Source organism: Alteromonas sp. AWJ4_199, assembly GCF_056159165.1.
This window is the reverse complement of record NZ_JBSWUR010000004.1, coordinates 193134-212022: the sequence shown is the minus strand read 5'-3', so window position 1 is coordinate 212022 and position 18889 is coordinate 193134. Positions and strand designations below refer to the sequence as shown.

At 43.5% G+C, this 18889-nt stretch carries 16 protein-coding genes; 6 read left to right on the top strand and 10 right to left on the bottom strand.

Features of this window, described 5'->3' with window-relative positions; genetic code table 11:
• Positions 1–329: 329 nt before the first annotated feature.
• The gene (locus ACXAER_RS19285; RefSeq protein WP_474832100.1) at positions 330–1094 is read right to left on the bottom strand and encodes an SDR family NAD(P)-dependent oxidoreductase; all 765 of its coding nucleotides are present in this window, start codon (positions 1092–1094) and stop codon (positions 330–332) included.
• A 46-nt stretch (positions 1095–1140) separates the two neighbouring features.
• Positions 1141–2055, bottom strand: coding sequence for a haloalkane dehalogenase (locus tag ACXAER_RS19280; protein WP_474832097.1), 915 nt, complete (start codon positions 2053–2055; stop codon positions 1141–1143).
• 245 nt (positions 2056–2300) lie between these two features.
• Here ACXAER_RS19280 and ACXAER_RS19275 point away from each other — a divergent pair, with 245 nt between their 5' ends.
• The 3 genes from ACXAER_RS19275 (at position 2301) to ACXAER_RS19265 (ending at position 7574) form a co-directional block, all read left to right on the top strand.
• Entirely contained in the window at positions 2301–4424 is a 2124-nt protein-coding gene (locus ACXAER_RS19275; protein WP_474832093.1) for a 3-hydroxyacyl-CoA dehydrogenase NAD-binding domain-containing protein, read from the top strand.
• A gap of 159 nt (positions 4425–4583) precedes the next feature.
• Positions 4584–5765 (top strand): acetyl-CoA C-acyltransferase, encoded by a 1182-nt coding sequence (locus tag ACXAER_RS19270; protein ID WP_474832090.1) that lies wholly within the window; start codon positions 4584–4586, stop codon positions 5763–5765.
• A gap of 9 nt (positions 5766–5774) precedes the next feature.
• Entirely contained in the window at positions 5775–7574 is a 1800-nt protein-coding gene (locus ACXAER_RS19265) for an acyl-CoA dehydrogenase C-terminal domain-containing protein (RefSeq protein WP_474832087.1), read from the top strand.
• A 682-nt stretch (positions 7575–8256) separates the two neighbouring features.
• On the opposite strand, the gene ACXAER_RS19260 is transcribed toward ACXAER_RS19265, so the two are convergent.
• The 4 genes from ACXAER_RS19260 to ACXAER_RS19245 form a co-directional block, all read right to left on the bottom strand.
• The gene (locus ACXAER_RS19260; RefSeq protein ID WP_076012512.1) at positions 8257–8655 is read right to left on the bottom strand and encodes a DUF3718 domain-containing protein; all 399 of its coding nucleotides are present in this window, start codon (positions 8653–8655) and stop codon (positions 8257–8259) included.
• A gap of 242 nt (positions 8656–8897) precedes the next feature.
• Positions 8898–9296 carry a DUF3718 domain-containing protein gene (locus tag ACXAER_RS19255; protein ID WP_334047976.1) on the bottom strand — a complete coding sequence of 133 codons (399 nt, stop codon included), beginning with the start codon at positions 9294–9296 and terminating at the stop codon, positions 8898–8900.
• A 361-nt stretch (positions 9297–9657) separates the two neighbouring features.
• Complete coding sequence (locus ACXAER_RS19250; RefSeq protein ID WP_474832082.1) at positions 9658–10614, bottom strand: sugar-binding transcriptional regulator; 957 nt, start codon at positions 10612–10614, stop codon at positions 9658–9660.
• Positions 10607–11302, bottom strand: a complete 696-nt coding sequence (locus ACXAER_RS19245) for an HAD family hydrolase (RefSeq protein ID WP_474832080.1) — start codon at positions 11300–11302, stop codon at positions 10607–10609. Before ACXAER_RS19245 ends, ACXAER_RS19250 begins: the two co-directional genes overlap by 8 nt.
• A gap of 458 nt (positions 11303–11760) precedes the next feature.
• Here ACXAER_RS19245 and ACXAER_RS19240 point away from each other — a divergent pair, with 458 nt between their 5' ends.
• Both ACXAER_RS19240 and ACXAER_RS19235 read left to right on the top strand, forming a co-directional pair.
• A complete protein-coding gene (locus tag ACXAER_RS19240) occupies positions 11761–13476 on the top strand; it encodes a purine-cytosine permease family protein (protein ID WP_474832078.1) in 1716 nt (571 codons plus the stop codon).
• A 10-nt stretch (positions 13477–13486) separates the two neighbouring features.
• Positions 13487–15004, top strand: coding sequence for a mannitol dehydrogenase family protein (locus ACXAER_RS19235; RefSeq protein WP_474832075.1), 1518 nt, complete (start codon positions 13487–13489; stop codon positions 15002–15004).
• 149 nt (positions 15005–15153) lie between these two features.
• Here the strand turns inward: ACXAER_RS19235 and ACXAER_RS19230 are convergent, their stop codons facing one another.
• Together ACXAER_RS19230 and ACXAER_RS19225 are read right to left on the bottom strand one after the other, a co-directional pair.
• On the bottom strand, positions 15154–15546 hold the full coding sequence (locus ACXAER_RS19230; protein WP_474832073.1) for a DUF3718 domain-containing protein: 393 nt from the start codon (positions 15544–15546) through the stop codon (positions 15154–15156).
• A gap of 224 nt (positions 15547–15770) precedes the next feature.
• Positions 15771–16673, bottom strand: coding sequence for a LysR family transcriptional regulator (locus tag ACXAER_RS19225; RefSeq protein WP_474832071.1), 903 nt, complete (start codon positions 16671–16673; stop codon positions 15771–15773).
• A gap of 233 nt (positions 16674–16906) precedes the next feature.
• On the opposite strand from ACXAER_RS19225, the gene ACXAER_RS19220 reads away from it, so the two are divergent.
• The gene (locus ACXAER_RS19220) at positions 16907–17359 is read left to right on the top strand and encodes a MaoC family dehydratase (RefSeq protein WP_474832069.1); all 453 of its coding nucleotides are present in this window, start codon (positions 16907–16909) and stop codon (positions 17357–17359) included.
• 158 nt (positions 17360–17517) lie between these two features.
• Here the strand turns inward: ACXAER_RS19220 and ACXAER_RS19215 are convergent, their stop codons facing one another.
• Positions 17518–17682, bottom strand: a complete 165-nt coding sequence (locus tag ACXAER_RS19215) for an entericidin A/B family lipoprotein (protein ID WP_081765829.1) — start codon at positions 17680–17682, stop codon at positions 17518–17520.
• Positions 17683–17700: 18 nt separating this feature from the next.
• Positions 17701–18684 carry a mechanosensitive ion channel family protein gene (locus tag ACXAER_RS19210; RefSeq protein ID WP_474832065.1) on the bottom strand — a complete coding sequence of 328 codons (984 nt, stop codon included), beginning with the start codon at positions 18682–18684 and terminating at the stop codon, positions 17701–17703.
• Between the last annotated feature and the right edge of the window lie 205 nt (positions 18685–18889).

Below are 18889 nucleotides of genomic sequence, written 5' to 3'. Positions count from 1 at the left end.
TTCCTTCATATTTACAAGCGCAGGTTGGGCTTCTTGCGCGAAACTGCAATTCATCAACGAATGTGCTAGAAAAAGTGCGATAGCTAAAAAACTGTTTATATTTGGCCTTATCATCACATTTTTTCTCTTTTTTGTTCAACGTAAACGCTAGACAAACTGATTAAATACTACTTAATTCGATATTGATGGCTGAGGTGGTTGCACCCACCTCATTCATCGGCTTTGTTTGTTCACTTTCATTACACCGAATGTGGAATGGAATCGAAACATTAGGTGTTATACAAGGGTATTTTTTTATATACCTTTGTGCCTAATACTCAAGCAATACATCACCATGCGGTAACGCCTCCGTCTACTGCTATGGTTTGTCCGTTCATGTAAGAGTTGCCAGGGGAAAGCATCAGCATCATTGTGTTTACGATTTCTTGAGGCTCGCCCAAACGTTTCATTGGGCTGCCCATGCCAAGCTGTTCTCGAGCCTCAGGGGTGTTGTAACCATCTACGTTTAAAATATTAGTTGGGCTGTAAAAGGGGCATATGGCATTAACGCGAACATTTTTACGGCCATACTCCACAGCTGCTGTACGGGTTATTCCTGACACCGCATGCTTTGCTGCAGCATAAGCACCGCCTTTAGGGGCTCCACCTAGTCCCGCTAGTGAGCTTACATTTAAAACATGCCCTTGCTTTTGTGCAAGCATAACGGGTATTTGGTACTTCATTCCAAACATAACGCCTTTCACATTCACCGCAAACTGCGAATCCATGATTTCCTCTGTCATTTGATGAATTGGCGCTGGGTTATGCGCTATACCTGCATTATTTACGGCAATGTCTAGTTTGCCAAAGGTTTCCATGGCTTTTTCAACCAGCGCCTTATTTAGTGACTCGCTTGCTATATTGCCGGCTAGTACCACGACGTCAGTGAGTGCTTTTACATCTTTTTTCGTTTCCTCAAGTGCGGTTTCATTGATGTCTGAAAGAACGAGTTTCGCCCCTCGGTTGGCAAGACCTAGCGATAACAGGCGGCCAAAACCACTGCCTGCGCCGGTAATTAATACAACTTGTCCTGAAAAGTCGAGTAAAGCGTCCATGGTTATCTCCTAATGGTTAATGGTTTAGTGTCTGTTGAAAACCTGCTTACTTAAGTTGGGTTTTCTTAATAAACTGAATAAGCAAGTTAGCTAGCAGTTCCCCCTGGTCTTCCTGAATAAAGTGACCACCGTTTTCTACTAACCTATGAGCCATGCCTTTACAGCCGGGGATAAGTTTTTGAAATAATTTATCGCTGCCTTTCGTTATTGGGTCGCTATCGCCGAAAGCCGTTATAAATGGTTTTTTGAATTGCTTTAATTTATCCCATGCTTGCTTATTAGCCTGTGCTTCTGCACTGTCTGGGCTTGTAGGGACAAGTAAGGGAAACATCCGCGCCCCTGCTTTGTATTGCTCGTCAGGGAAGGGAGCGTCGTAAGCAGCAAGTGTTGCTTCATCTAATTCTGTTGTCGTCCCATTTTGAATAATTGTTGAAGTGGGAAATATCGGCACATCTTGTGAAAAGCGACGCCATTTAATGAACGCCTCGCTTGGCAAATGGTCACCGGTTGGTAATCCGGTATTCGAAACCATCACACCTGAAAAGTAATCTGGCATGTCAGCAACGAGTCGCAGCCCTAACAACCCTCCCCAGTCTTGGCAGAACAAGGTGGTAGGCCCTTTCACAACCTGCGTAAACCAATCCTTTATCCATATCAGATGTCGAGCGTAGGAATAATCTTCTTTTCTAATAGGTTTATCTGAACGCCCAAAACCAATGAGATCCGGTGCTATGACGTTGAATCCCGCTTCGGCTAATATAGGCATCATTTTACGGTATAAATATGCCCATGTAGGTTCACCGTGCATTAAAAGGACTGTGTGTCCATCTTCTGGTCCGCATTGATAATGGGCCATTGTCATTTCACTGCTGACTGTGTCTGTTATTTCAGTGAAGCATGGAGAGTAGGGAAAGTCTGTAATCTTGTTGAAGGCGCTTTCCGGTGTTTTAAGCACTTGCATAGCCAATTATCCTTTTGTAAATAAAATGTAATAACAAGTGTTGCTCAATTAACAAAAACACTGGTTTTATTTTCTGTCAAATAAACCTTAAGCAAGGTAGGACGAGCTCTACATCAAGAAATGAAACAGCAAAGGGGCTAGCGGTGATTATTAAAAATTATGATAAATGTCTATAACACCAATAAACTTGGATGATTAACAACACTGCAATAACATCCAATTAATGTGATAAACAGGACATGGTTATGACTGAGATGGAAAATAAAGCCGTAGAATATGCAGTACAACAGGGTGTTGCCACGCTGACAATGCAAAGTGCACCCGTTAACGCGCTGTCACGCGCTATCAGAGTAGGGTTGATAGAAGGCATAAACAATGCACTAAATGACGACAGCGTAAGTGCCATTGTTATTACTTCTTCACTACCTATTTTTTCGGGTGGAGCTGACATCAGCGAATTCTCTGGTGGCGATTTGTCTCCCATGCTGCCTGAGGTACTAGACAAGATTGAAAATGCGTCTAAGCCAGTTGTTGCTGTTCTCCCTGGTCCAGCATTCGGCGGTGGCCTAGAAGTGGCGTTAGCTTGCCATCATCGCATCACCTTTGCTGAGAACAAAGTAGGCCTACCTGAAGTTAACTTAGGTATTCTGCCTGGAGCAGGTGGCACCCAACGACTTCCTCGCTTAGCCGACGCGCAAACGGCGCTAGAAATGATAGTAACCGGCAAACCAACGTCGGTGGTCAAACTTCCAAGTGTCTTCGACAAAATTTCTGATAAGCCTGAGCATTTACTTGAAGATACAAAAGCGTATTTACAAGCATTAACGCCAGATAAAGCGATTAAACGCACCAGTGACATCACGCTATCCATGTCTGACGAAACGCAGGCGGTGTTTGATGCAGTAACTGCACAAACTAAAAAAGCGACCCGTGGTTTCTTTGCTCCATTAAAATGTATTGAAGCGGTACGCGGTGCTTACACACTCGCTTTTGAAGATGGCCTTAAAAATGAAGGCAAGCTTTTCATGGAGTGTATGAATACGCCACAGGCACGTGCTCAGCAGCATTTCTTTTTTGCTGAACGCGCAGCAGGCCATGTGAGTGATTTCGACAAAAATACCCCTGAGCGCAGCATTGAGAAAGTTGCCATTATCGGCGCGGGAACAATGGGCGGTGGTATCGCTATGAACTTTGCCAATGCTGGCATTCCAGTTACCATGCTCGAGCTCAAAGAAGAAGCGCTAGAGAAGGGATTGGCACTTATTAGAAAGAATTACGAAAATTCAGCGAAAAAAGGCAAGTTAACTCAAGAGCAGGTAGAGAGCCGCATGGCACTGCTTTCAGGTACTACGTCGTATGACGATTTAGCTGATGTTGATCTTGTCATAGAAGCGGTTTTCGAAAAGATGGAAGTAAAGAAAACCGTATTCTCGACGCTAGATAAAGTGTGTAAGCCGGGCGCTATTTTGGCTTCGAACACATCGACGTTGGATATTGATGAAATTGCTACTGCCACATCACGTCCTGAAGACGTGATTGGTCTTCACTTCTTCTCGCCAGCGAATGTAATGAAGCTACTTGAAGTGGTTAAAGCTGAAAAGACATCTGCTGAAGTTATTAAAACTTGTATGAAGATGGCCAAGAAAATCAGAAAAGTCGCTGTTTTGGTTGGCGTATGTTTCGGGTTTGTGGGCAATCGTATGATTGAGCCTTACGGCCGTGAAGCGAATCGATTATTGCTAGAAGGAGCAACACCTGAGCAAGTTGATCGGGTTTTAACCGAGTTTGGCATGCCAATGGGGCCGTTCACTATGGGTGATATGGCTGGATTAGATATTGGCTACTATGTACGACAGTCTCGACAAGAGCACATTGCACACGACCCCGCTTACGGTGCAGTGGCAGATCGCTTGGTAGAAAAGGGGCGTAACGGACTTAAAACCGGACGCGGAGCTTACAACTATGAACCTGGCAGTCGAGTTCCTGTCCCAGATGCAGAAGTACTAGAAATTGCCAAGCAAGAAGCAGAACGTTTAGGCGTGGTTCAGCGTTCAGACATTAGCGATGAGGAAATTCTGGTTCGCGTCATGTACTCATTGATCAACGAAGGTGCTGCCATCTTAGAAGAAGGCATTGCAGCTAAATCTAGCGATATCGATGTAATTTATGTTTACGGTTATGGCTTCCCTGTGTATCGCGGCGGCCCTATGCAATATGCTGACGAAGTAGGGCTAGGCACTATCTTAGATAAGCTGACTACCTATCGTGATCAATTGGGTGATTACGGAAAAATGTGGCTTGAACCAAGTGATTTGTTGGTGAAATTGGCCCATAGCGGCGGCACGTTTAAAAGCTATAAAGCGAAGTAGACATAGCTCTTGTTAGCGAGAATTAATCGACGGTGAGAGCTAGCGATAGCTTTCGTTACCCGACATCCGAATTTGGTAAAGCTAGGTATTTTTGATAAGTAGCAAATAAGCCTAGCTAAACTTTGGCTGAATTTTCAGCCCAACAGAAAGGAACATAACATGCGTGATGCAGTTATCGTAAGTACAGCACGTACGCCAATAGGCCGCGCCTATAAAGGTGCGCTAAACAATTTGCCAGCCCCTTCATTAGGTGGTCATGCCATTCAAAACGCAGTAGCACGTGCGGGCATAGACCCTGCCAGTGTCGACGACGTGGTAATGGGCGCAGCGCTAACCCAAGGCAGTGGCGGCATGAATATTGGCCGCTTGGCTGGGTTGGCTGGTGGTTTACCGGTCACCGTAGCGGGTATGACACTCGACCGCCAATGTAGTTCTGGCATGTATGCCATTGCTACCGCAGCGAATTCAATTCGTACAGGCGATACCAACATAATGGTTGCGGGTGGCTTAGATTCTATCTCTTTAGTGCAAAACAAAAATATGAATATGTTTCGTGCAGTAGACCCTGCACTGGTTGCTAAGCACAAAGATATTTATATGCCAATGCTTCAAACTGCGGAAGTAGTAGGTAAGCGCTACAAAATCAGCCGCGACGATCAAGACGAATACGGTTATCAAAGTCAAATGCGAACCGCAGCGGCACAAGAAGCGGGTAAGTTTGATGATGAAATTGTACCAATTACCGCAGTTCAGGCGGTTTTTAACAAAGAAACGGGTGAAACATCAGAGCGTGAAGTTACCTTGTCAAAAGATGAAGGTAATCGTCCAGAGACCACGTTAGAAGGCCTAAAGGCACTTAACCCTGTTATCGAAGGTGGCTGCATTACCGCAGGTAACGCAAGTCAGCTCTCTGACGGCGCTAGCGCTACCGTTATTATGGATGAGCAGTCAGCGGCGAAGGGGAGTGCCCAGCCACTTGGTATCTATCGCGGGATTGCAGTGGCAGGCTGTGAGCCAGATGAAATGGGAATTGGCCCAGTATTCGCCATTCCTAAGCTATTAAAGCAGCATGGATTAACCATGGACGATATCGGTCTATGGGAGCTTAACGAAGCTTTCGCAGTACAGGTTCTGTATTGTCGCGATAAGTTGGGCATTCCAGACGAATTATTAAATGTAAACGGCGGTGCCATTTCTATTGGTCACCCGTACGGCATGAGCGGTGCTCGCATGGTGGGTCACGCACTCATCGAAGGTAAACGACGCGGTGCAAAGTATGTAGTTTGTACCATGTGTATCGGTGGCGGCATGGGCGCTGCTGGTTTATTTGAAGTTCTATAGGTATTGGGTATGGAAGGTTATAAAGCTCCACAACGTGACGCCATGTTTGTAACACATGAGCTATTAGATTATCAAAATCACTATCAGAAACTGGGCTTTGAAGAAGCCTCTGAAGACCTGGTGTCGGCGATTTTTGCTGAAGCGGCCAAATTCTCTGAAAACACGCTTGCGCCTATCAACGCGTCGGGCGATGAAGAAGGGTGTAAATGGGTAGACGGTGAAGTTACTACGCCAAAAGGGTTTAAAGAAGCTTACCAAACATACGTAGAGGGCGGTTGGCCAAGTATGTCTCACCCAGAAGAGTTCGGTGGTCAAGCGCTACCTTATTCGTTGTCTTCTATTATCGCAGAGTGGTTCTCTGGTGCTAACCATTCTTGGGCTATGTATCCAGGTTTAAGTCAGGGCTGTATGGAAACGCTTAAAGCTCACGGCACGGAACTGCAGCAAAAAATGTTTCTAGAGAAACTAGTTAGCGGTGAGTGGACGGGAACAATGTGCCTAACTGAAGCACACTGTGGTTCAGACTTAGGTATGCTTAAATGCCGTGCTGAACCTCAGGAAGACGGAAGCTACAGCTTAACGGGCACCAAGATTTTTATCTCTGCTGGTGAGCACGATATGTCTGAGAATATTGTACACATCGTGTTGGCTCGTTTACCAGACGCACCGGAAGGCACTAAGGGTATCTCTTTGTTCGTTGTGCCTAAATTCAACGTATCTGAAGACGGTGAAAAACAGGATAGAAATGCAGTAAGTTGCGGCAGTATTGAACATAAAATGGGTATTAAAGCCAGCGCAACTTGTGTTATCAACTTTGACGGTGCTAAAGGCTTTTTGATTGGCCCACCTAACCGTGGTCTGAACTGCATGTTCACCTTTATGAACACCGCGCGTATAGGCACTGGCCTTGAGGGCTTAGCTGCATCTGAAGCCGCTTTCCAGGGCGCTCTGCGCTACGCGAAAGATCGTATTCAGTTTCGCTCACTAACTGGGCGTAAAAACCCTGATGGCCCTGCTGACCCTATTATCGTGCACCCAGATGTACGCCGTATGTTGTTGACGCAAAAAGCCTTCGCGGAAGGTAATCGCGCGCTTGCTGCCTACTGCATGCAACTAGTAGACGTTACGTTATACGGTGATGACGCTGCAGAAAAACAAGTAGCCGAAGCTAAACTGGCTTTCTTAACACCTATCGTGAAAGCGTTTCTGACTGAAACAGCCCAAGAAGCAACTAGCTATGGCATGCAGGTTTACGGCGGTCATGGCTTTATTAAAGAATGGGGCATGGAACAGCTAGCCCGTGATACACGTATTTGTACCATGTATGAAGGTACTACGGGTATCCAAGCGGTTGATCTATTAGGCCGTAAAGTGATGGGTTCTAATGGTGAGCTGCTTAACGTATTTGTTCAAGAAGTGCGCGACTACTGCAACTCTCTACGTGACAACGCCCAGTTTAGTGCTTGGACTAACGCGCTTAGCTCACACCTTGACGAGTGGCAGCAAATTACTATGGATATTGGTAAAGCTGCTGCGTCTAATCCAGATGAAATTGGTGCTGCGTCAGTCGATTACTTAATGTATTCAGGCTATGTATCGGTGGCTTATTTCTGGCTCAAAATGGCAGTAAAAGCGCAAGAGCAGCTTGACGCAGGTAGTACAGAAACCGAGTTTTATAAGAGTAAAATTTTAACAACGGGCTTTTACTTTGACCGATTGTTGACACGTACTCGCTCACTGGTTTCTGCAATGCAATCAGGTGCAGATAACTTGATGTCTATGCCAGAGAGTATGTTTGCTGTCGAGTAATGGCATAGTAGTAAAACGAGCTATAAAATACGCGCGTAGCTAAAGATACGCATATAAGGCCGAGCGAATGGGGTAACCAATTTATAATTGGATACGCCATTTGGTTCGGTCTTTTTGTTTTTAAAACTACAAGAAAGTGTGCAACGTGAAAGTTGCTACACAATTTTGATATAGACGGCTGACTCACTGTATACCTCCGTGAGAGGATAATGGCAGACACTTCTCTATTACTTTGCACCACAGGTTGCCTGACAGAGCTGCTACGATAAATGGCTCCATTATTGATAACTTTCTCATAGCTATGTGATTGGGCCTGACTCTCCTTGCTAACATCACTTAAGTTATGATTTGTGTAATCTTCTTGAACAAGAAAAAGATTATTAAGCGCATACCTGTTCATCTTTATTCACTCTCTGATTTTAATGTTATGGGAACGTAGATTGATGCTTTCTAACTGTGTGGGCACTTATCTATTCGAAAAGGTATAACACCACTTAACATATATTTGCGTGAGTTATCGTTACTTAACTTTCAAAAAACAGAGCATTTGAGATGTGCGAAAAAATAGCAGAATATTTTGAGGCCTAGAAAAGGGTGAGGCCCCAAGAAGGGGCCTCTAGTGCGGCGTCCCGCCGCTACCATGTTGAAGCGTTACATCACATGGTGTGACTAAATTTTTATATTAGATTCTGCCGTTAAGTTCAGCTGAAATTGGTGAGCTCTGAAGACCTTGTTCAGCAATCCAAGCTTGCAACGTCTTGCCATCTGACTCAGGTTCAGCCAAGTCTTTGCTAGGCATCTTCTTGACAAGTAACGTACCTACCTCAACAGCATTGTTAGTAATCGCTGTACGAATGAGGCTTTGGCCGTTGCAAGAAATACCTGAATAGTAGTCGCGAAGTTTTAACTTGTAGTCTGACTGTACGCTACGCATTTTTTTACGAAGTTCACCTTTATCGTCTGCTTGAACAATTGTGCAGATATTTGCTAGTGCTTCGTTGATATCATTCGCTTGTGCTGCGTTAGAAAAAGCTAAAGTAGATGCCGCAATTACTAGAGAAGTTTTAACGATTTTCAACATGGTTAAATTCCTTCGGTTATTGTTTAGTTAATGTTTGTTCGTTGAGATGTATTAAACCCTAATCTAACTAATTGAAAAACATGCTGTAAAATAACAGGGTATACGAAAGTATACTTTAAGCGATAGTCAGTCTTAGCGTAGGTAGCGCACCAATAAAAAAGGCCCCGTAGCAGTGGGGCCTTCGAGTGCAGCATTCGCTGCAACCATGTTGAATCGATTCACATGGTGATGTGATATGATACCTAAATTCTGTCGTTAAGCTCAGCTGATATTGGAGAGCTCTGCAGTCCTTGCTCAGCAATCCAAGCTTGTAATGTTTTACCGTCTGATTCTGGTTTAGCAAGATCTTTGCTCGGCATTTTCTTAACAAGTAGCGTACCTACTTCAACCGCATTACTGCTAAGCGCGGTGCGGATTAAGCTTTGCCCGCCGCATGAAATACCTGAGTAGTAATCGCGAAGCTTTAATTTAAAGTCTGACTGAACGCTACGCATCTTTTTGCGAAGCTCGCCCTTATCGTCTGCCTGAACGATAGTACAAATGTTTGCAAGTGCTTCGTTTATGTCATTCGCTTGCGCTGTGTTTGAAAAAGCAAGTGTTGATGTGGCGATGATTAGAGAAGTTTTAACGATTTTCAACATGGTTAAATTTCCTTCGTATATTTAATTATTTAGAGAGATTGTTTGTTCGGCTTTCATTAAAAGACAACCGTGATGATTAAAAAACATTCACTCAAATAACCATGTATGTCACTTGATACCTTATACTAAAGGCGTAGAAGGCGTAAGCTTAGTTATAGCCTTTAGTATTAAAGGGCTTGCGAGATTAACGCACACTCGAGTTGGCGGATGAAAAACGATCAAATAAAGTGCAAAAAAACAGCGTTTATGCTGTTTTTTTTGCATTTTGATAAGGTTGAAAGACGAAGTTGCGAACATTTTGCCATGGTGAGTGGGCGCAAAAGTACATCAAGATTGGTTGTTTACTCGGTGGAACACAGTCCTAGACGCCGAGTAACGCTGATGCCGTCCGCTCCGTTGTGATAAGGCCATTTAAAAACTTAGAGCGAAGTGCGCCCCTAATTGCTTTAAATTTACTATCGCCCGCCGCCACGCCAATAACAGGCTTTTCTGGCGTAGCTTTCAATTTAAAGCTCGTTACTCTTTCATTAATATCGCATTTTATGAGTGCACCTTCTTCATTAAAGATCCAACTTATGATTTCGCCACATGCGCCAGAGTCAGACAATACGCCTAATTCGTCATCGCCGATAAAGCCGTCTTTGTAAAGCGGTGACACGCTACCTAAATTGCCGATACCGACAAAACTAATATCCGCCTGCTCAGCAAGCGCGTGAATGCGTGAAATATGCTGTTGTTGCTGCCACACTTCGCGTTCTGACTTACTTGAGGCTATAACTGGTGTCGGCATGGGGTAATGCTGCGCTTTTACCCTATCAGCAACGTGAACGGCAACATCATATCGTGTAGCTTCGCCGTTATCTGCAATATTGCCTACTAGCGACACTATTTTATGCTGGGGACAATGAAGAATAGATAGTTCATCTGCACACGCTCGAAGAACGCGCCCTGTGCCAAAAGCAATAGTTTGTGGCGTATCAAATTTAAGGGCACGCTCTATAGCGGCAGCGCCTGCTTGGCCGAGTCCCTGTGTGGAGTTAGGATCGTCGTCAACGTTGGGTACCACTTCGCAAAATGTAAGCCCGAATTTTTCTTTAATGCCTTGCGCCAACTCCATGCATCTGGCTATAGGATGCTCCAAACGCACCTTAACCAAGCCTTCTGACATAGATAATGCCACAAGACGCTGAGCGCTCTGACGTGATGTATTAAGGGTCTTTGCAATTTCGTCTTGTGTTTTGCCCCCAACGTAATACATCCATCCTGCTCTTGCGGCTTCGTCTAGTTTGTTGAGTTCGTTTTGTGCTTTCTTACTCATTTATTTTTCTCGCGTCGAAAATGTCAGGGAGAAGAGAATGAAATTCGTCCCATGAATTGAGTGATTTACTGTTATTTGGAATATCAGCTTTTATATCGTTATGTAAATGTGCACCACCGGTAAAATGAAGGCAGGGCATATTGGCGGCTACTGCTGCGGCTAAACCAGGCTGAGAGTCTTCAATAACTAAGCAGTTTTCAGGTTTTATACCCATGGTTGCGGCAGCATGTAAAAACAGGTCGGGTGCTGGTTTACCATTCTTTACCATAGAGCGCGTGAAAATACGTCCCTCAAAATAAGCGAAAAGGCCGGTACTTTTTAACGCTTTAGTCGTTCTTTCGGGAGAACTGCTTGTGGCAACACAATAGGGAATGTGGCGGGCATCAAGGTTTGTTAATACGTTATTGATGCCTGGTGTCCTTCGCAACGAGTGCTCAAACTTTTCATAGAGCAAAGCGTGAAAGTCCTCTTTAACCACGTCAGTTAACTCAAAGAAAAAGTCGGTTTTTAGTATCTTTTCTACGTGTTCTACGCTTTTACCAAGAAAGTGAGCGATAAAGAACTGCTTCGATAAAGAAATGTTATAGTCCGCTAGAATTTCCTGCCAAGCTTCCATAGACAGCACTTCGCTATCAATGAGTACACCGTCACAATCAAAGATCACTAACTTTACGGTAGTTGTTTGCAAAGGTTACTTTTCCTCATATCAAAAACACCAGTTATACGAAGATTTCACTACCAAAAGGAAAAGAACATACCATCAGGTTGGTAATGACATAATAAAACAGCGTGTACATTTGCCTAAGTGTAAAGTAATTGGTGCTTTGCTTTCTACCTTTTAAAACACTTTAGTAATAAGCATGTCGCAAGCCCATCTTTAATATTCAATTCATTAACAATTGTTGCTTCGCCAATATCCCGTAAGTTCAAAGGATTAGCTTATTAATAGCGCTTTATTGACGAAAAAATAGCAAATTATATTGTGTTAAATTTGTACTTACATCGCACTTTGTTTTGTTAATAGGTATTTACAATTCCATTTCCATGTGCAAATATCTACCGAAATGAGATATGTCCCATGTAATGAGCGAATGCTCAAAAGTGATTTTTAATAAGGGACGGCCACCTACAACAAGAGATTTAAAGATGAAGTCAACGTCGAGCGATATTGATATTTCACAGGTAAGCGATGAGCAACTCCCTGTCGCTAAACATAAATTAAAGGGATGGAAGCATTTCATGGGCTTGTATGCCGGTGAACATGTTGCCGCAACAGAATTTGTTTTCGGTGCAACGTTTGTCGCCCTAGGCGCCACCATGACCGACATCTTGTTAGGCTTACTTATCGGTAACCTACTGGCGGTTTTAAGCTGGACACTTATCACTACACCTATAGCTGTTGAAACCCGTTTAAGCTTGTACTCCTATCTTCAGAAGATAGCGGGCGATTCAATGACAAAGCTCTATAACTGGGCGAATGTGATCATATTCACTGTAATATCAGCTGCGATGATCACAGTATCGGCAACGGCGGTGCGCTTTGCGTTAAATATTCCTGCACAGTTGAACTGGTACCCAACTAATTTAGCCTTTGTCGCTGTAGTTCTAGCGGTAGGGGTTATCGTTGTGTTTGTTGCCATGTATGGGTTTAACGCCGTATCTGACTTCTCCCGCATTTGTGCACCTTGGCTGTTCACTATGTTCATCTGTGGTCCACTTATTCTTATGCCTGCACTGGCAGAATCTGTAATAGGGCAAACGTTTTTAACGTCGTGGAACGACTTTATGCATATCGGCAGTACGTCGGTATGGACGGGGTTAACACAAAGCGGTGAACCAGGAATTGGCTTATTAGAAGTTATTGGCTTCTCTTGGGCAGCAAATACCATTACGCATTTTGGTCTTATTGATATGGCGCTACTTCGATTTGCAAAGCGAAAGCGCTACGGCCTTTGTACATCAGCAGGCATGTTGTTCGGTCATTATATCGCATGGATTTCAGCGGGTATTATGGGCGCTGGAACTGCGGTTATCGTTCAAAAATCGATAGTTGAACTTGACCCAGGCGATGTTGCCTTCCACGCGCTAGGTTTATCAGGTCTTGTTATTGTTATCGTGGCAGGTTGGACTACCGCAAATGCTAACCTTTATCGTGCCGGGCTTGCTGCACAAGCCATTTTCAAAGATAAATCACGTACCAAAACCACTGCCGTTGTTGGTATGGTTACGGTGGGCATTGCATGCTTCCCATTTGTATTTACCAAGTTACTACCGCTGCTAACTTATGCTGGGCTACTTGTTGTTCCTGTGGGTGCAATAGTATTCGCTGAGCATATGATTTTCCCTCGAATTGGGTATACACGCTACTGGGCACATTATCAAAGTCTTACCCATAGCACGCCAGCTGTTGCAAGCTGGGGCTTAGGACTTGTGTTCGGCTTTGGTTTAAATGCTTTAAATGTAATTTCATTCTATTACCTGTTTATACCAACCTGGTTCTTTACTATTGCGGTTTATACTGCGCTTGCAGCCAAGTACGGCGCAAAACAGTCATACCCAGAGCAGGAAGCGCAGGTAGAGGCTTTCGATGCACGCGTTGAAGCGCATCAACAACAAGAAGCCGCGTTAGAAAACGACCACGTTGAAGATATCAGCGCTGTAACCAAGCTATTGCGCCTTACTTCTGTAGCTAGCCTACTTGTGTCCATCGCACTAGCAATTAAAACTTTTTCTCTTAGTGACACGCTTGCCGTGTACGAATCGAACCGAGATCTATTTTTCAATATTGGGTTCGCGTGCACCGTTATCTATTTCGTTACTGCGTATTGGGCGATGCGTCGCCAAAAAGCGCTTCAAAGCTAATAAGGTTTTTATGCAATCTCAAACGTCTATTTTATTAAACAAAGCTAATTTACCGTCGTTGCCGGCAGGTATTCAGCGCCCAGCCTACGATGTGGAGAATGTTCAAACAGGTATCGTCCACATTGGGGTAGGCGGCTTTCATCGTGCACATGAAGCTATGTACGTAGACAGGCTGATGGCTAAAACCGGCGATTTGTCTTGGGGCATTTGTGGCGTGGGTCTTCGCGAGAACGACCGCGCAATGAAAAAAGTGTTCGATGAGCAAGATAACCTGTACACCTTAGTTGAAAAACATAATGACGGCTCACGCGTTGCGTCTGTTATAGGTGTAATGACAGGGTTTATGATGGCAACGGATAATCCGCAAGCTGTCATTGATAAAATGTCTGAGCCTGAAGTGCGCATTGTTTCTTTAACTATCACAGAAGGTGGTTATAACTTTGATGCGTCTACAGGGGAGTTTATTACCACTAACCCAGACGTTATTCATGACATTGAAAACCCCAAAAATCCAAAACTAGTGTTTGGTTATTTGGTTGCTGCTATTAAAAAGCGTAAAGAAAACAATGTTAAGCCATTTACTGTTATGTCGTGCGACAACATTCAGCACAATGGTCATGTGCTGAAAAAAATGTTGCTCGCTTACATCGAGTTATTTGACCAAGCGTTAGCCCAATGGGTTAACGAAAATGTTAGCTTCCCTAACTCTATGGTAGACAGAATTACCCCTGCTACGACAAACGAAGATATTGTTTCGTTAAAAGCGCAGGGTATTGAAGATAGCTGGCCGGTAGTATGTGAGCCTTTCGAACAGTGGGTTATTGAAGATGATTTTTGCAACACTAAGCCACAGTTTGACGAAGTGGGCGCACAGTTTGTTAGCGATGTAGCCCCTTATGAAAAGTTGAAGCTACGCATGCTAAACGCCGGGCATTCAGTACTAGGGCTAGTGGGTTCAGTTGCCGGTCTTGATACTATCCATGAGAGTGTAGAAGCTGAGCAGTTAAAGCAGCTATTGTCTATCTTTATGGAAAAAGAGGTGGTGCCAACTTTAGACCAAGTTGAAGGCATTGATGTATTTGATTATCGCGACACGTTAATCTCTCGTTTTTCAAATCCGTTTATTAAGGATACCCTGGCGCGTATTTGCTTAGAAAGTTCAGCCAAACTGCCAGTATTCTTGCTGCCTACGGTACGCGACAATTTAGTAGCAGGTCGCGATATAAGTATTAGTGCCTTCGTCGTTGCGTGTTGGTCGTATTATTCAGATAAACACGCGTCTCAAGATGGAAAGCCGCTAGAAATTAACGATGTATTGTCTGATACACTTCATCAAGCTGCTCAACAAAACGAAACGGACAGCTTAAGTTTCTTGAAGGTAGAAGAAGTGTTTGGTGAGCTTGCTCAGCAAGAAAAATTTGCTGATGTCTACAAGGTATTCCTTGAGCGTGTCTATCAAAATGAGCCTGTACTTTCGATAAGCGAAGCAATTTCTGAAGAAAAGCTAGCGGTGGCTAAAGCCAGTTAGGTATTAGTTACTCGTAAATAAACAAAAGGAGAGTAAACATTAACTCTCCTTTTTTATGTTGAAAAGAAAAAAGCGACCCGGAGGTCGCTTCTTAAAGTGCAGATTTCTCTGCAACCATGTTGAACTGGTTCACATGGCGTGAAATTGTTCTACAGTCGCTCGTTGAGCACCGCAGCGATAGGGCTATCTTGTAAGCCGTTTTCCGCAACCCAAGCTTGTAAGGTTTTGCCGTCTGCTTCGGGGGCTTGCAAGTCGCTTTTTGGCATCTTTTTAACCAACAACTCCCCGGCTTCCACAGCATTATTAAGCATCGCAGTACGAATTAGGCTATTACCACTGCAGCTAACACCCGAATAGTAATCTTTTAGTTTCATTCGATAGTCAGACTGAACGGCGCGCATCTTCTTTCTTAGTTCGCCTTTGTCGTCCGCCTGAACGATGGTGCATATGTTTGCTAACGCTTCGCTTACGTCTGCGTGTGCTATAGATGACACACCGAAAGTTCCAGCAATAACTAGAGAAGCTTTAACTATTTTCAACATGGCTAATTCCTCAAGTAAATCTTAGTCGTTGTCTTGTTGAGAGAATTAAACGACAAAGCTGAATGAATAAAAATACTCTAGCCAATACTTGGGTATATATCTTTATATCAAATGGGGGGGAAAGTTTTATCTGTAATGCAAACTCGTTCTGCGCGCTTGAGTCGAATAATAAAACGCCCCGCGGGAGCAGGGCGTTTTTCAATGCGTGTCAAAAGCGTTTAAAATTAGTGAGGCTTAAAGTTGCTTGCAACTTCCATAATTTGCTCACGCATCCACATATGCGCATAGTCGTGGTCTGCACTGACGTGCCAATATAAATAATATTCTACTGCTGGAAGATCGAACGGCATTTCATAGATGGCAAGGTCGTAGTGTTTGGCTAAATGAAACGGTAAACAGGCTATTAAGTCCGTTTTTACGATAGTACTAGGCACGGTTAAGAAGTGCTGCCCACGCATAACTTCTTTTCTTCGTTTGCCCATTTTGTCGAGTGCAATATCAATAGGACCCGCACCAGATTTACGCTGAGATACGTTGATATGCCCCAAACGCAAGAATGTATCTAAATCCAAACCGTTTTTAAGAGCAGGGTGGTTTTTGCGAGCGAGTACCACAAATCGGTCTTGCGCTATTTTCTCTTTACATAGGTGTGGGTCAGTAAACGTAGACGCATCGGCGAAGAAATCTAGCGTACCTGCAGCCATTGCTGATACTACTTGGCTTCGAGGGATCTCATAATTCGTTAAGGCGATATTAGGCGCTAAATTCTGTAAACGAGACACTAGGCGAGGCATGATACTGGCCTCTAACAAATCTCGGCTGGCAAAGTTAAATGACTTCTCGGCAGTGAGTGGGTCAAACGTGTGGCTTTCTTGGACGCTCTTGCGTAACAATGCAAGCGCCTGCCGGGCTGGCACAATAATGTTCTGTGCTACGGGTGTCGGCGTCATACTGTGACCTGTGCGCACGAAAAGTGGATCGTTCAACATTTCTCTTAATCTGGCTAACGAGTTACTAACCGCGGGTTGGGTGATACACAAGACATCAGCAGCCTTGGTTAAACTACCAGCCGTATAAATAGCGTCGAATACGGCAAACAGGTTTAAATCAATTCTATTGAGATTCATAACTAGTCCTTTACGGGCGACTACCCTCATAAAAAAAGCCAACAAATGAAGAACCGCTGTTGTTTTCACAGCGAAAAACGAGCAACTATAGAGACTGTTGCTACATAGCGTCTACGAATAATTTACGTTAGTGTAACAAGAATATTTATAAATACCTATTATTAAAAGTTAATTGAAACATTCAACTGAATAATAGTAGTTTCATCGTAAATAAATGGAGATTGGACTTAGTTATGAAGACACTTTTAGATTTATCGGTTGGGGATGTGCTTGAACAAGCTGATTTTTTAACTGTAACTCAAGACATGATTAATCAATTTGCTGATGCCACAGGTGATCATCAATGGATTCATCTAGACACAGATCGCTGCGAAAAAGAGAGCCCATTTAAAACAACCATTGCGCACGGTTTTTTAAGTGCCAGTCTTATGCCCAAAGCTTTTGGTGAGGTACTCGCTCCAAGCGACAAAATTGCCTCAATGATAAATTATGGCATAGATAAACTTCGATTCCTTGAACCAGTCAAATGCAATGACGGGTTAAAATACCAATTTAAACTTGTTGATGTAAGCGATAAGCCCCAGGGTAAGCTCTATAAGGTAGAGGCTAGCTGTGTATTGAAGTCGAGCGGTAACCCTGCACTCGTAGGAAGCTTTTTAATGTTAGCGGTCATGAAACCACAATAGTAACCGAGCCATGGTGATGAGCCGCGAGATTCTAGCGCTTAAAATCGAAGGAAAAGGGTGTTACATATCTTACGCTCAGCTAATTAACAGTTAGTGATCAAAAAAGGTCAGATAAGGAACGGCCTTGTCTGACCTTATCAGGTAGCACGATAACCGGCTTAATTTGACGCTTCTTGTGCACCTTCTTCAACAGCTTCGCCTGCACTTTGAATATCTTCACCAGCGCCCTCTATAGTCGCGCAACCGCCCAAGCTTCCAATACTCGCTGCAAAAATCAGTGCTAAAAACGTATGTTTACGTGTTGTTGAATTTAACATTTCCATTTTGTTTCTCCTTAGGTTTTACTCATCATCGGCATGATTTGAATTATCAGCCGCGTTTTCGTCACCGTTTGTTTGTGACGATGAATCATCATTCGATGGACTTCGCTCATCGCGCTGCTTAAGCATGGCGTTAAGCTTATCACCACCTTTTGCATTAAAATCTAATGTTCTGATAGGGAATGGGATGAGAATATCATTGTCTTCAAGCACGGTTTTGACTGTATTAATGGCGTCATGACGCACTACCATGAACCCTGGCTCTCCGGGATAACGGATCCAAAACCACAGCAATAGATTTATACTTGAGTCGCCAAATGATTCCGCGTAAACAGCAGTTTCATCTTTATTGATAACGTAGTCTTTATCGTTCATAGCATCAGTTATAACGTTGGCGGCTGTTTCGATATCGTCAGCGTAAGAAATTCCAACAGGGATTTCTATTCTTCGATATCCTAAGCTAGAGTAATTTGTCAGTATATTGCGGAATAAAATCTTGTTAGGGATGACTTCAAGTTGGCCATAGAAGGTCTCAACAAGAGTATTTCGAAGATTTATCTCTTTAACATTTCCAAAAACCCCTTCTGCTTCTATAACATCACCTATTTCAAAGGGTTTTCTAATACCCATTGCTATGCCAGCGATGAAATTTTCAGTCATATCTTGGAAAGCAAAACCGATAGCAAGGCCAACAATACCTGCACCAGCAAGAAGGGATGTGACTGTACCTTTCAGGCCAACAAAATCTAGCGCGATAAATATACCAGCGACAAGAACTAGAGCCTTAATTATAGATGTGAGAAGACCGGCGATCTGACGAGACTCGAAGGTGCGTCGCATCAGTTTGCCTGCAACGTTTCCTACCATTTTAGCGATAAGACCAAAAACAATCGCGATGACAAATGCAACGACAATGTTAGGCAATAAAGTAATTGCACCTTCTACCCAGCTTTCAAGCTTTTCAGTTAGAAGCTTATATATTTCATCTATCTCAGGAAACTCCATAAATCCCGTTACCGTTTTCGAATCATGCTCTACAGTGATTCAAGAACTGTTCCTGTTACTAATTTTTTGTAACTCTATGAAATTTATTCAAAAATGAGTTTTCTGTCTTTCTAACAAAAATAAATTAGTGAATAAATTACGCACTTAGCGCAAGTTCTTCTCATTAATCTTTCACTTTCGCTATCAAATGATTCCTGGCAACTAG

Excerpts from the sequence above, each read along its gene's own strand:
- ACXAER_RS19270 (WP_474832090.1), top strand. The coding sequence starts at position 4,584 with ATGCGTGATGCAGTTATCGTAAGTACAGCACGTACGCCAATAGGCCGC.
- ACXAER_RS19225 (WP_474832071.1), bottom strand. The coding sequence starts at position 16,673 with ATGAATCTCAATAGAATTGATTTAAACCTGTTTGCCGTATTCGACGCT.
- ACXAER_RS19255 (WP_334047976.1), bottom strand. The coding sequence starts at position 9,296 with ATGTTGAAAATCGTTAAAACTTCTCTAATCATCGCCACATCAACACTT.
- ACXAER_RS19220 (WP_474832069.1), top strand. The coding sequence starts at position 16,907 with ATGAAGACACTTTTAGATTTATCGGTTGGGGATGTGCTTGAACAAGCT.
- ACXAER_RS19235 (WP_474832075.1), top strand. The coding sequence starts at position 13,487 with ATGCAATCTCAAACGTCTATTTTATTAAACAAAGCTAATTTACCGTCG.
- ACXAER_RS19280 (WP_474832097.1), bottom strand. The coding sequence starts at position 2,055 with ATGCAAGTGCTTAAAACACCGGAAAGCGCCTTCAACAAGATTACAGAC.
- ACXAER_RS19240 (WP_474832078.1), top strand. The coding sequence starts at position 11,761 with ATGAAGTCAACGTCGAGCGATATTGATATTTCACAGGTAAGCGATGAG.
- ACXAER_RS19210 (WP_474832065.1), bottom strand. The coding sequence starts at position 18,684 with ATGGAGTTTCCTGAGATAGATGAAATATATAAGCTTCTAACTGAAAAG.
- ACXAER_RS19275 (WP_474832093.1), top strand. The coding sequence starts at position 2,301 with ATGACTGAGATGGAAAATAAAGCCGTAGAATATGCAGTACAACAGGGT.
- ACXAER_RS19230 (WP_474832073.1), bottom strand. The coding sequence starts at position 15,546 with ATGTTGAAAATAGTTAAAGCTTCTCTAGTTATTGCTGGAACTTTCGGT.
- ACXAER_RS19215 (WP_081765829.1), bottom strand. The coding sequence starts at position 17,682 with ATGGAAATGTTAAATTCAACAACACGTAAACATACGTTTTTAGCACTG.
- ACXAER_RS19260 (WP_076012512.1), bottom strand. The coding sequence starts at position 8,655 with ATGTTGAAAATCGTTAAAACTTCTCTAGTAATTGCGGCATCTACTTTA.
- ACXAER_RS19250 (WP_474832082.1), bottom strand. The coding sequence starts at position 10,614 with ATGAGTAAGAAAGCACAAAACGAACTCAACAAACTAGACGAAGCCGCA.
- ACXAER_RS19285 (WP_474832100.1), bottom strand. The coding sequence starts at position 1,094 with ATGGACGCTTTACTCGACTTTTCAGGACAAGTTGTATTAATTACCGGC.
- ACXAER_RS19265 (WP_474832087.1), top strand. The coding sequence starts at position 5,775 with ATGGAAGGTTATAAAGCTCCACAACGTGACGCCATGTTTGTAACACAT.